This is a genomic window from Haloarcula sp. CBA1127, assembly GCF_001485575.1.
Classification (GTDB): Archaea; Halobacteriota; Halobacteria; order Halobacteriales; family Haloarculaceae; genus Haloarcula.
Genome location: NZ_BCNB01000002.1, coordinates 310,371 through 321,987 on the forward strand (window position 1 = coordinate 310,371; position 11,617 = coordinate 321,987).

The 11,617-nt window shown below is 58.8% G+C and carries 10 protein-coding genes; 5 read left to right on the forward strand and 5 right to left on the reverse strand.

Annotation, left to right across the window (positions count from 1 at the left end; genetic code table 11):
* Window positions 1–97: 97 nt before the first annotated feature.
* A complete protein-coding gene (locus tag AV059_RS02430; protein ID WP_058991987.1) occupies window positions 98–2,668 on the reverse strand; it encodes an FAD-dependent oxidoreductase in 2,571 nt (856 codons plus the stop codon).
* A gap of 370 nt (window positions 2,669–3,038) precedes the next feature.
* Here AV059_RS02430 and AV059_RS02435 point away from each other — a divergent pair, with 370 nt between their 5' ends.
* The 3 genes from AV059_RS02435 (at window position 3,039) to AV059_RS02445 (ending at window position 6,257) form a co-directional block, all read left to right on the forward strand.
* Window positions 3,039–3,995, forward strand: a complete 957-nt coding sequence (locus AV059_RS02435; protein ID WP_058991989.1) for a succinylglutamate desuccinylase/aspartoacylase family protein — start codon at window positions 3,039–3,041, stop codon at window positions 3,993–3,995.
* A gap of 138 nt (window positions 3,996–4,133) precedes the next feature.
* On the forward strand, window positions 4,134–5,318 hold the full coding sequence (locus tag AV059_RS02440) for a hypothetical protein (RefSeq protein ID WP_058991991.1): 1,185 nt from the start codon (window positions 4,134–4,136) through the stop codon (window positions 5,316–5,318).
* 78 nt (window positions 5,319–5,396) lie between these two features.
* Window positions 5,397–6,257, forward strand: coding sequence for a methylenetetrahydrofolate reductase (locus tag AV059_RS02445; RefSeq protein WP_058991993.1), 861 nt, complete (start codon window positions 5,397–5,399; stop codon window positions 6,255–6,257).
* Window positions 6,258–6,543: 286 nt separating this feature from the next.
* Here the strand turns inward: AV059_RS02445 and AV059_RS02450 are convergent, their stop codons facing one another.
* Together AV059_RS02450 and AV059_RS02455 are read right to left on the reverse strand one after the other, a co-directional pair.
* Window positions 6,544–7,920, reverse strand: a complete 1,377-nt coding sequence (locus tag AV059_RS02450; RefSeq protein WP_058991995.1) for a glycine cleavage system protein T — start codon at window positions 7,918–7,920, stop codon at window positions 6,544–6,546.
* Between the two features lie 236 nt (window positions 7,921–8,156).
* The gene (locus AV059_RS02455) at window positions 8,157–8,654 is read right to left on the reverse strand and encodes a dihydrofolate reductase (RefSeq protein ID WP_058991996.1); all 498 of its coding nucleotides are present in this window, start codon (window positions 8,652–8,654) and stop codon (window positions 8,157–8,159) included.
* Between the two features lie 128 nt (window positions 8,655–8,782).
* Here AV059_RS02455 and AV059_RS02460 point away from each other — a divergent pair, with 128 nt between their 5' ends.
* A complete protein-coding gene (locus AV059_RS02460) occupies window positions 8,783–9,058 on the forward strand; it encodes a hypothetical protein (protein ID WP_058991998.1) in 276 nt (91 codons plus the stop codon).
* A 172-nt stretch (window positions 9,059–9,230) separates the two neighbouring features.
* Here AV059_RS02460 and AV059_RS02465 read toward each other — a convergent pair whose 3' ends face one another.
* Window positions 9,231–9,884, reverse strand: a complete 654-nt coding sequence (locus AV059_RS02465; RefSeq protein WP_058992000.1) for a helix-turn-helix domain-containing protein — start codon at window positions 9,882–9,884, stop codon at window positions 9,231–9,233.
* 408 nt (window positions 9,885–10,292) lie between these two features.
* On the opposite strand from AV059_RS02465, the gene AV059_RS22230 reads away from it, so the two are divergent.
* Window positions 10,293–10,460, forward strand: a complete 168-nt coding sequence (locus AV059_RS22230) for a hypothetical protein (RefSeq protein WP_195156606.1) — start codon at window positions 10,293–10,295, stop codon at window positions 10,458–10,460.
* 51 nt (window positions 10,461–10,511) lie between these two features.
* Here the strand turns inward: AV059_RS22230 and AV059_RS02470 are convergent, their stop codons facing one another.
* Window positions 10,512–11,612 carry a carbon-nitrogen hydrolase family protein gene (locus tag AV059_RS02470; RefSeq protein ID WP_058992002.1) on the reverse strand — a complete coding sequence of 367 codons (1,101 nt, stop codon included), beginning with the start codon at window positions 11,610–11,612 and terminating at the stop codon, window positions 10,512–10,514.
* Between the last annotated feature and the right edge of the window lie 5 nt (window positions 11,613–11,617).

Here is an 11,617-nt window from a genome sequence, read left to right on the forward strand (position 1 = left end):
TCTGCTATCCGGCGGCGGGGAGAATAAACGGCGATGCGGGACTGAACCACAGCGTGTTACAATTGCGATAGAACCAGCGACGGGTCCCAGACCGCTCTCAGACCAGCGGTTCCTCGCGGACGGTTGCGTCGTACCGCTCGCCCTCGTAGAGGATTTCGACGCTGGTCCCGGGTTCAGCGTACTCGGGTGGCAGATACGTGTAGGCCACGCAAGCGCCGACGGTGTAGCCGTACTCGGCGCTGTGGAGGTAGCCGATGGTCTCGTCGCCGTCGAGGACCGGTTTGTTATCGAGCACAACAGCGTCCTCGTCATCGAGGGTCAGACAGGCTACCTTGTGGTCGATGTTGTCACCGTCGGCGGCTGCTGCGACTGCCTCCTTACCGATGAAGTCGGTTTCGAGGTCAACGGCCCATCCGAGTCCGGCCTCGTAGGGATTGTGCTCCGTGTGGAGGTCCTTCCCCCAGAGTCGGAACCCTTTCTCGATTCGCAGCGAATTCAGCGCACCGTTGCCGTATGGACGAATGCCGTACTCCTCGCCGGCCTCCATTATGTGCTCCCAGAGGCGTTCGCCGTATTCCGACGGCGTGTAGAACTCCCAGCCGAGTTCACCAGCATAGGAAACGCGGAGTGCAGTCACGGGGATGTTCTTGACGAAGAACTGCTGGCTCGTGAAGAACGGGAAGGCGTCGTCGGAGAGGTCGATGTCGGTGACCTTCGAGAGGACTTTCCGGGCGTTCGGGCCGGTACAGACCATCGCCGCCAGACTGGAGGTCACGTCGTTCACGACCACGTCGTCGGGGGACTGCTCGCGCACCCACGCGACGTGGTTGTTCCCGACTTCGCGACCCGTCGTCAGCAGAAGGTAGCGGTCCTCGCCGGTCCGCGTGACCGTGATATCCGCCCGGACGCCACCGCCTTCGTTGCACATCAGCGTGTACTTCACGTCACCCACGTCAATGTCCATGTCGTTCGTACAGAGGTACTGGACGAACTCGCCGGCGTCGCTCCCGATGACCTCCATTTTGTTGAAAGAAGTCATGTCGTGGAGGCCGACGTTGTTACGCACGTTCAACGCCTCGGCTCCCTCGATTGGTGACCAGTACTTCGCTTCCCAGCCCCCGCGGTCGGGAATCCGGTCGCCGTACTCCGCTAGCAGGTCGGCATTGGAGTCGAACCAGTGTGGTTCCTCCCAGCCGGCCTCGGCCCACAGCTCGGCGTCGTACTTCTTGTGGGTGTGGTACATCGGGGTTCGGCGGATATCCCGCTGTGTGTCGGTCCAGACCCACTTGGGGTGCATGATGTTGTAGACAATGCGGTACTCCTCACCGCCGATGTCCCGAGCGAAGTCCCAGCTGCCTTCGTGCTCGTCGAAGCGGTTCACGTCACAGTGGGCGAGGTCAATCGGGCCGGATGGGAGCCGCGGAACACCGTGTTCCATCCACTCGGCGAGCGCCTTGCCGGCACCGCCGGCGTGCGTGACCCAGATGGCCGCTGCCGTCCAGAGGCCGTCGTACTCCTGCACGGGACCCATCACGGGGAGTCCGTTCGGCGACTCCGCGAACATCCCGTTGTACTTGTGTTCGAGTTCCTTGCCGGCCGTCGCGGGCAGCAGTTCGTCGCTGGCCTGACGAGGCGCCTTGTCCGGCCGGTCCGGATGGGTCGCGTTGTTCATGTGATAGTCCGTGAACTCGTGGACCGACCCCTGCTCGCCGTCGGGGTCGTTCCCGCCGAGGTCCTGCGGGTCGGGCACGATGGGGTCGTGGTTGTACGAGCCGATACCGTAGGAATCCCCGTGGTTCCGGTAGTACATCGCGTTGTCCTGGTCACGGAGAATCGGCCGGTCCGGACCCACAAGAAGTCGCTTTGCCTTCTCGCCGGAGACGTTCTCGTAGTTCTCGAACAGCGGATGGTCGGTGATATCGACCGCGCTGTCGGCCAGTTCATCGAGGGACTCCGTCATCGTGTACTGGTGCTCGACCGGCGTTACCGGCAGATGCACGTCGAGTTTCTCGCCGAGCTGGCGGGCCCAGATGTTCGTTGCGATGACGACTTCGTTGCACTCGATACTGCCGTTCTCGGTGACGACGGCCTGCACTGAGCCGCCCTCAGTCTCGACGTCCTCGGTGCGCGTGTGTGGGACGAACTTCGCACCCCTCTCCATCGCTTCTCTGGCCAGCGCATCACAGGCGACGACGCCCGAGACCTGCCCGTCTGTCGGGGAGTAGTAGCCGCCCTTGATCTGGTCGGCGTCGACCAGCGGGAGGTGCTCGGTGACTTCTTCGGGCGAGAGCAACTGCGGGTCCTCGATGCCCCAAGCCTTGGCATACTCGACGCGGCGCTGGAGGAAGTCCATGCGCTCCTCGCTGCGTGCGACTTCGATGCCACCTGTTTCGTTGTACGCCTGCTGCCCGTCGGCCCCTTCGAGGTCCGAGTACAGCCGCCGGCTGTAGTCCGCAAACTGGCTGAGGACCTTCGGTTCCGCGGTCTGAAACATGATTCCGGGGGCGTGCGTCGACGATCCGCCCGTGGTCGGCATCGGCCCTTGATCGACCACGACCACGTCCTCGCGGCCGAGCTCTGTCAGCTGGTAGGCGATGTTGCAGCCGACGATTCCAGCACCGACGATGACGGTATCGGCCTGGGTCGGCAGGCTATCGGTAGGCTCCATAACTCTGGGTAGAACGTGCTATGGCGTGGCAATATAGTTACCGCCTGCCCTACTTCTTTTGCAAATTGGCACTAGAACTACACTTAGTGTTTCAGAATAACAGGAGTACCATTGTTAATAGATTTGGGTCTCCCATGGTGATTGTCACTTCTGTTCAGGACCCTCTAATTGCTCCCAACTGCCTGATTGTACTGTAAAGTTATGTGTTAACACTCCCCTATAATGATTTCCACATGGTACTTTCACACCATTGAGGGCCACTGTATCGGACAGAACTTCTGTTCTGAAAGAGTATCACAGCCCCGCTCCATACGCCACAGCGGCCCTCCTGCTCCCACCGTTTTTTGTCTGCGCGCCACCAGACAGTGATATGGACTACACGGCCGTCACGCACACGACGACTGACCGACGGCTCGGACGACTCCCGTCAGGACGAGACGTGTCCGTGACTGTCCACCAGTACGTCGGCGGCTCCGGACCGACAGTGTACATTCAGGCGGCACAACACGGCATCGAACTCAACGGCCCAGCCGCGCTACGGCGACTGCACGACCGCCTGACCGACGCGGCTATCGCCGGGACAGTACTCGTCGTCCCGGTAGTGAACCAGCTCGCGTTCGACCACCGGTCATATATGACTCCTGGCGAGTACGACGTAATGAATCCGAACCTAAACCGTGTGTGGCCAGGCGACGAGTGTGGAAGCCTACAGGAACAGTTTGCCGCTCGGCTGTGGGAGCTCGTGAAAGACGCCGACGCGGCGGTCGATCTCCACACTGGCACGGCAGATATGCTGGAACACGTCAGATGCCGGGCGGGCGACCCGGCCGCCGAGCGCCTCGCCGAAGCGTTCGGGACCTCCTACAGGCTTATCGACGGGTCCGAGGACACAGGCGACGACGGCTCTGGCGGGACGTTCCGTGCTGCGGCTGCAGAAGCTGGGATTCCAGTTATTACTGCAGAACTCTCGAACAGCCGCCGGATAGCACAGGATGCGGTTGCGGCGGGCGTCGATGGGATACAGAACCTCCTGCGCGAGCAGGCAGTCCTCCCCGCGGAGCCGGAGTCGAAGGCGACACAGATGGTACTCCGAAACGATGCGGAGCCGGTCACTGCATCGGAATCGGGCCTGTTTGAATGTCGACCGGACATCGCCGTCGGCGACACCGTCGACGCCGGGGAACGACTGGGGACGGTCTACGAACCCTCCTCGTTCGAGCAACAACAGGTCGTCTCGGCGACAGAACGAGGGGTGATATTCTCGCTTGCCAGGGAGTCTGTCGTCGTGAAAGGCGAGCGTCTCGCAGGCATCGCGACACCGCGTTAGCCGAGACGTATCCGAGGAGCCGCCCGCGGGCACTGTTTCAGACGTGTGTTGCTAGCCGCAGTTTTGGGGAAGTTTATAAATGGGTTCGGTATTCCACACCTATCTCTACACCATAACGTGTCATAGTCACTCAATGACATGGGACTTCACACCGCTTTCACGGTGCTCGCGGAGGTCATCGATGCGTACGAATCCCGCGGTCGGTCTATCGAGACCGTCGAAGCATCGCCGGCCGACACCGGTGATGCAGTCCTCGACGTGACGGTGGCGATGCCGGTCTCACTGCGTTCCGGCGGCGGCGCTGACGAGGGTCTCACGCCGGAGACAGCGAGGCTAACCAGCAGTGGCGACCTCGAAGTCACGTTCTCACCGTCGGCCACAGAACTCCCGTCAACCGCTGGTGCCGCACTGTCGATAGGTGATGCCTCGGCTACGGTCGCTGACGACGGCTTGCTCCTAACGGTACAGTTGACGATCGACGCCACAGGTGCGCCAGACGAGGCAGCCAGCGTCGACTGTGGGCCTGACCAAGGTGACTCTAGCGACACAGCGACAGCTAGTGCAGTGAGTTCAGCTGGTACCGACGGTGGACCCTCACTCACCGATGCTGATATCGCGGATTCAGAATCTATCAGTGAGGGGGGCGACGGTTCACAGGAAAATCCACAGTCAGACGGCGCGGCTACAGCGACTCCTCAGTCTGGTCGCGAGAACGACTCTGAATCCGACCCGTTTGCCGCCGTCCGCGACGACTCCGTGCCACCGTACGAGGACACCGACTACCTGCAAGCACTGTACGACGAGTGCGACAACTTCAGAGCGATCGCCGAGCAGATCCAGATGGACGTCTCCTCCGAGACAGTCCGACGGTACATGATAGAAGCGGACATCCACGTCCCGAACACGTACAATACGTCCAGTGATGGCGAGGAAAAATCGTCGGCTAAATCAGGGACCTCGGATGAGGACGCGGCCCAGTCTGGGGCTGTGGATGAGGACGAGCAAATCAATGTCGCGGAGCCCGTCTCAACCGAGTCGTCCGGTTCGGTCGGAGAGCTCCCCGACGAGCAGCTGGTCACTGACGGAATTGGACTCCCGGCTGACGTCCAGCTAGAGGATGTCGCGGACGCGGTCGTCAATTCGGACACGGTGTACGAGGTCCAGCGACGCCTGAGTCTCGACCGTGGCCAGACCCGAGACCTGCTGGAACAACTCAATCTTCTAGATCTCGTCCTCTGCCGGCTCGCAGATGAACCTGACCATGCTGTCTCCTACGGGACTGTGGCCAGCCGGATCCGGCAGTGTGCGCCTCATAGCGCGTGATAGAAGCGACATCTTATAAATGGGTTCGATGCCCCACCCACAGAGAAAAGTACGGGTACGCCTTATCTCTGGCAACTCATGGCCCTCGGAACACACGCTATCTCAGACAGTCAGGGTGTCCGGACGCTGCTGACGAGCGCCCGGTTCGAACTGATGCCGTTCGAGAGCTTCGACGAGGAGATCACCCACCTCCCTGACGACGCGACTATCGCGATCACGACCTCGCCACAGCTCGGCATCGAGAAGACCGTGGAAAAGACGGAGGAAGCCGCCGAAATGGGGTTCGGTGTCGTGCCACACATTGCGGCCCGCTATGTAGAAGATCAGGAGCAACTCGAAGCGATCGCCGAGCGACTGGAGCAGGCAGGCATCACGGACATCTTCGTCCCAGGTGGAGACCGCGAGGAACCGGCCGGTGAGTACGAGTCGGCACATGACCTGCTCGAAGCGCTCGCAGAGACCGACTACTCCTTCGAAGAAGTGGGAATCACAGGCTACCCAGAGGGCCACGACTTTATCGACGACGAAACGTTGGCGGAGTCGATGGCACAGAAAGCACCGTACGCGACGTACATCGTCACGCAGTTGTGTTACGACCCGGATACCGTGTTAGAGTGGGTCGAAGACATCCGTGCTCGCGGTATCGAACTCCCGGTCGAAGTCGGTATCCCGGGCGTGATGAACTACCAGCGCCTGATGCAGATATCTCAGAAAGTCGGCGTCGGTGACTCGATAAAGTTCCTCAGGAAGACGACGGGCATTCTCGGGTTCGTCAAGCAACTGGTTGGCTCCCGCGGGACCTACGAACCTGACGAACTCATCGATGGGCTCGCGCCCTACGTCGGAGACGACGAGTACAACATCCGCGGCGTCCACATCTACACGTTCAATCAGACGCCTGATACGGAGAAATGGCGGCACAACCGTCTCGACTCATGAAACCGACCTGCTTACTGTCTGGACTCGGGACACTCAACTACAAGTAGCCTATTTACGACATCTCGCTGGCAGAGACTACCAGCGTGTCATACTGTGGCCAGCGTATCGACGCAGTCCAACAAGAAGCGTCAGTTGAGCTTTTCCGGGCAGCATCTATACGGCCGCGGAACTGCAGGAGAGGGGGACGGAGCTACAACGGTATCAGTGAAAACCGGAAGCGGCAACCGGGCGATAAAAGATCGGCGAACGAAAGAGAGGTGCGTTGCTGGGACAGCCGGAGTGAGGATTAGTCGTCGCTTTCGGCCTCTTTCCGGGCGTTGAGCTTCGCCTGCTCACGGGCGCTCGGGTTGACAGACTCCTTGAACGGCACTTTCGCGGCGGTCGCGAACACCGGCTCACCGGGTTCGTCGGCGTACTCGTCGGGGAGATGGACCTGAAACTCTAAGTCCAGCTCCTCATCGTATATCTCGTCGTTGAGCGGCGTGTCAGTGACTTCCTGAATCTTCTCAGCCGGGACAAAGCCCATGCCGATGTTGGTCTCCAAGTCCGGGTTCCACCATGGAGAGGTGAGGTAGCCACATTCCTCGCCCGTGTCCGGGTCGGAGATGAGCCAGAAGTCGGGGGCGTAGTCACGGATCGGTTCGCCAGCGATCTTCAGGCCGATGAGTTTGTGCTCGAACGGGTAGTTGCCGTTCTCGATCTGTTCTTTCTGTTCTTCGAGAACCTCTTTGCCGATGTAGTCGGCCTCCTTGTCGTCGGGAACGTGGTAGCCCAGGTTGACCTGGAACGGCGAGGTCTCGTGGTCGAGGTCCTGACCCCAGGACATGATACCGGCGGCGATGCGGCGGTGGTGTCCCGGTGCGATCTGGCGACCGTCGTGGTCTTTGACGGACTCCATAACGGGGTCCCAGACCTGTTCGGCGTTTTCCATCGCGTCTTTGACGTAGACCTCGAAGCCTTTCTCGCCCGAGAAGCCGGTCTGGCTGATCAACACGTCACAGCCGTTGATTTCGGCGTCCATCAGGCCGTAGTACGGGACATCTTTGACCTGGTCACCGACGACATCGACCATCACGTCGAGCGCCCTTGGGCCCTGGATCTGCATCGGCGCGACGTCGATCTCGTCGATTTCGACGTCGAACTCGTTGTCGACGTTGACGCCCTGCAGCCACTGCATCAGCGTCGAGTCCGAGATGGAGAACCAGAACTCGTCTTCCTCGGGACGCAGGAGAACGGGGTCGTTGAGGACGCCACCGTCCTCGTTACAGAGGATGACGTACTTTCCGTCCATGGCGTCCATGCCTGTCACGTCGCGGGTGACGACGTAGTTCGTCAGCGCCTCGGCGTCGGGCCCTTTGACCCGAATCTGTCGCTCTACGGCGACGTCCCAGAGGGTGACGGTGTTAGTCAGTGCGTCGTACTCCTTCATCACGCCGCCGTCCTCGGGCTCGATGAGGCCGCGCGGGTGATAGAGGCGGTTGTAGACGGTTGCCCGCCAGGCACCCTCCTCGTTGAAGGACTTGTGGAAGAACGGGGACTTTCGAACGCGCGTTGACACCAACATCTCGATGTTGGGGTCACCAGTCTGGCGGAGGTTACGGGGGACGGTCCGGTCTGACTGGTCGACACTGGGATAGTTAGGATGTTCCTCGTTACCGGTCATGCCTATGAAAGAAGATGTGAAATACTAATAAAGGATATTGTTACTTGCTTCTGGGGTTTATATGCGGGGAGACTTTGCAGGCAGTGACGATACTCTGAACCGTTGTTTAACAGCCCCAGAGCATGAATATTCAGCGAAATACGGTATCGCGTTTCTCGGCTGAGACTGGTAGCTGTCGTACGAAACGACCGGCACGGAACACGACCGAGCGGGCGCTGTGACTGCTCGGAAAAATATCAGTCCGAGTCACTGCTGATTCGGGTGTATTTGACGATATCGAAGTCGCTGTGTGTCGTTCGTTCCGTCTCGGACCAGCACGACCAGTCGACCGTCGGGAAGACGGTATCGCCGTCGAAAGCCGCCGTTAGTTCCGTGAGGATTAGCTCGTCGGCCTGTGGGAGAAACTGCTCGTACACAGTAGCGCCACCAATGACGTAGGTCGTAGATGCTCCGCTGTCGGCCGCTTCGGTCAACGCCGCCGTCGTCGAGGTGACAGCTGTGACGCTGTCAGGAAGGTGATGCGGCGTCGTAGTCAGAACAATGTTTACTCGCTCCGGCAGTGGGCCGTCGAGATCGCGGCGGATGCTCTCGAAGGTCCGCCGCCCCATAATCACCGGATGACCGACAGTTGTCTCTTTGAAATGTGTCAGATCCTCGGGATACTGCCACGGAATGTCGCCGCCGGCACCGATCACTCTGTTTGCCGCGACGGCGGCAATCAACGAGAGTTTCATGCACACACCTATGTTGGGCTGCTGGTAATAAAGCCGTCCTAGCACGACTTCGCGACGGCAGTGCTACCCCGGACCGTGATATCGTATCTCGCGCGCGACTTATGATGTTCTGCCAGATAAAATGCTGTATGGATACGATTCACCTGTCGCCCGGTCCCGCCGCTGCTCAGGCGTTTCGCCTGGGAATCATCGCGAGCGCAGTCGGTGGACTCGCCGGGATCGCGACGCTGTACTGGCTAGATGTCCTGACACTGGTGTTTGCTGGATACGCACTCGTTCTTCTGTTCCCCGTGTATCTCGTCTTCGCCGCAACAGCGTTGAGCGTGTGGTTGGGATACAACAAAGACGCGACAGCATTACGACCGGTCTACCGTCAAAAGGATTCGAGTGGACGGTCCGAGTGAACACCACCGTTAGATAGGTCCAGAATCCGCCCTGAAGACTCTCTTTTTGATAGTTTTACATACATACTATAGAATTCAGTTTCAAATGCGATTCGATGTCACGAGAGTTGGTTTAAATCGGTAAAACGATTGGGAGCGCCTTCCGAGCGCTCCCAGTGACGGATTTGTGAACTCACTCCTCTCTGTCGATTATTGTTGCTGCAATGAGGTTCCGCATTCCCCGCCGGAGCCGGCCGCTCATCGCTGTCGAAGACAGTCCGATTTCGTCGGCGACTTCGTTCAGGGAGATATCCCTGGGTTCTCCGAAATAGCCGTTTTCGTATGCGGTTGTCAGCGCGATCCGCTGTTCATCGGTCAAGCCGTACGACGACTCGCCGCCGGTATCCGTGTTCCCGTAGATTTCGATGATATCGAGCGAGATGTCGTTCTCGTTTGCATACTCCCAGATCGTATTGAGCGCTTCGCGGTCAGGGAGCAAGAGTCGGACGAGCCACCCGGTGCCCTTCGTCTCTGTATGGACGAGGAATCCGTTGACATCCGTGACGACAGAACTGATGAGTTTCGTTTCAGGAGTGTGTTCGATGTAGTATATGCCGGTCTGGTCGGTCCAGTCGACGAGTTCGTAGCTCTGGACTGTCGGATCAGCATCGAGCATCTCTTCGAGTCGGTCTCTGTCACGATACTCGATGAGGAACGGAAACACCGTGGAGCCCGGATCAGTATTTCCCTGCGTGATGACCCGTATCGCTATGTCTTCGAGGTTCTGTAACGTTGGAACCAGAGCGAGGCGTTCGTGTTCGATGTGTATTTTCGTAGTTATTGACATTTTGTGGTACGGAGATTACGATCGAGGCGTCAAAAACGAATACCAGTTCGACAACGGGGTATCATCATCTGTGAACTGCTGTATGTACGCGGGGTCTCAACGTGAATGTTTACATACACAGATGCACACACGAGGGCAAAAATAAAAAGCTGACTACCATCTCAAATACCCCTATCGTGTTAGCGAGACTGTATTTTCACCAATGAGAACGAGTCTACGGATGCAGTCTAAGCGACGAAGAAACGAGAAACAACTCAGACGACTTGTGTCATTGGAATACTCAATTCGGCGAGCAACACACCTCTCTATCGGAATCTGGATTAACAATCATTTATAATTTCACGTAATAAATACCCGTGATTATCCTACAATGAGCTTAGCAGGCTGTACCCAGTATAGTATATTGATATGAGTGAACCGCAAAACCAATCCACCGCGGATAACGAGTTCTCAAACGACGATTTCTATCTACCGGCAGTCGCGCTACCACCGAACTTCGGTCGTATCGAGGCGGCTGTTTCCGACCTCTTTGACTTCCACGGCGTCGTGCTGATTCCAGATAGTTACAATAAGTAACTCAGCCGCGTAGCATTGTGTGATTTTTGACAGATATCCAACCAATCGTGGTTAGTCGGTCAGTTTATCCACGACCGCTTCGACAGCCTCGACAGGAACGTCGTACTCGTCGGCGACCGCTTGTGCCTGTGCTGCCGAGAGTGAACCGGTTCCAGCGACTGTATGTTTGCTGGCTTCTTGAGGCTGTGAGGGGGCCAACGTTTCGTCGCTGATAGACAGGCTCACTGCGTCCCAGCGGGTGTAGTGACCCATTGCATCGAAGTACGCCTTTGTCGCCCGCCGTTCGTCGTCCCGGAACTCTGCAGTCAGGAGCCCCTCTTCGCCGACCAGCGGACCGGCTTTGACAATCCCCGCCGGGTTGACCAGCATACTCCCGCCCGCTGCGACGTTGAATCCGAGTTCGTCCTCCGAAAATCCGTCCGGCACAGCCTCGCTCATGTACGCCGAGCACGCAGCGACGAACGACTGGGTTTCGAAGGCGTACTCACGCATGGCAGGATAGATATCACAGGTATCCACGGCTTCGCTCGTCTCCGCTCGGGTTTTGTCTCCAGGATGACCGTGCTGTTCCCAGAAACCGGGCCAGACAGCAGCGTGTATCTCCTCACCCATTGCGGTCAGCGCCGCTTTCGAGAGCGTCATATGGTTCTCATAGCAGATGAGCCCGCCGAGTCGGCCGACATCCGTTTCGTAGGTGGCTAGGCTCGACGGGTCGCCACGCCCCCAGATGGCACGCTCCTCGTGGGTCGGCATCAGTTTTCGGTGGCGACCCATCAGTTCCCCTGTACTGTCGAAATAAAACAGCGAATTGTAGAGCGTCTCGCTGCCCTGCCGGTCGCTGACTTCGTTCGTCCCCAGCACCAGCGTGAGGTCTGCTTCCGCGACTGCCTCGCCGAGTATCTCGATAGCCTCGTCGTCAACGTGGAGACTGTGCTTCTGGAGGTCCACCATCAGATCAGTCCACCTGGAGATAGAGACGCTGCCTCGCCAGTATGGGTATCCCGGGAAGTACGTCTCCGGGAAGACGACGATGTCCGCACCGTCCCGACCCGCCTGCTCGATGTACCGGCATGTCTTGTCCAGCGTTCCCTCCTTGTCATGGTAGACGGGCTCTACCTGCGCGGCCGCGAGTGTGAACGATTCGGCTGGCATTGGTT

Coding starts and splice junctions, on each gene's coding strand:
- AV059_RS02430 (WP_058991987.1), bottom strand. CDS start 2,668: ATGGAGCCTACCGATAGCCTGCCGACCCAGGCCGATACCGTCATCGTC.
- AV059_RS02435 (WP_058991989.1), top strand. CDS start 3,039: ATGGACTACACGGCCGTCACGCACACGACGACTGACCGACGGCTCGGA.
- AV059_RS02440 (WP_058991991.1), top strand. CDS start 4,134: ATGGGACTTCACACCGCTTTCACGGTGCTCGCGGAGGTCATCGATGCG.
- AV059_RS02445 (WP_058991993.1), top strand. CDS start 5,397: ATGGCCCTCGGAACACACGCTATCTCAGACAGTCAGGGTGTCCGGACG.
- AV059_RS02450 (WP_058991995.1), bottom strand. CDS start 7,920: ATGACCGGTAACGAGGAACATCCTAACTATCCCAGTGTCGACCAGTCA.
- AV059_RS02455 (WP_058991996.1), bottom strand. CDS start 8,654: ATGAAACTCTCGTTGATTGCCGCCGTCGCGGCAAACAGAGTGATCGGT.
- AV059_RS02460 (WP_058991998.1), top strand. CDS start 8,783: ATGGATACGATTCACCTGTCGCCCGGTCCCGCCGCTGCTCAGGCGTTT.
- AV059_RS02465 (WP_058992000.1), bottom strand. CDS start 9,884: ATGTCAATAACTACGAAAATACACATCGAACACGAACGCCTCGCTCTG.
- AV059_RS22230 (WP_195156606.1), top strand. CDS start 10,293: ATGAGTGAACCGCAAAACCAATCCACCGCGGATAACGAGTTCTCAAAC.
- AV059_RS02470 (WP_058992002.1), bottom strand. CDS start 11,612: ATGCCAGCCGAATCGTTCACACTCGCGGCCGCGCAGGTAGAGCCCGTC.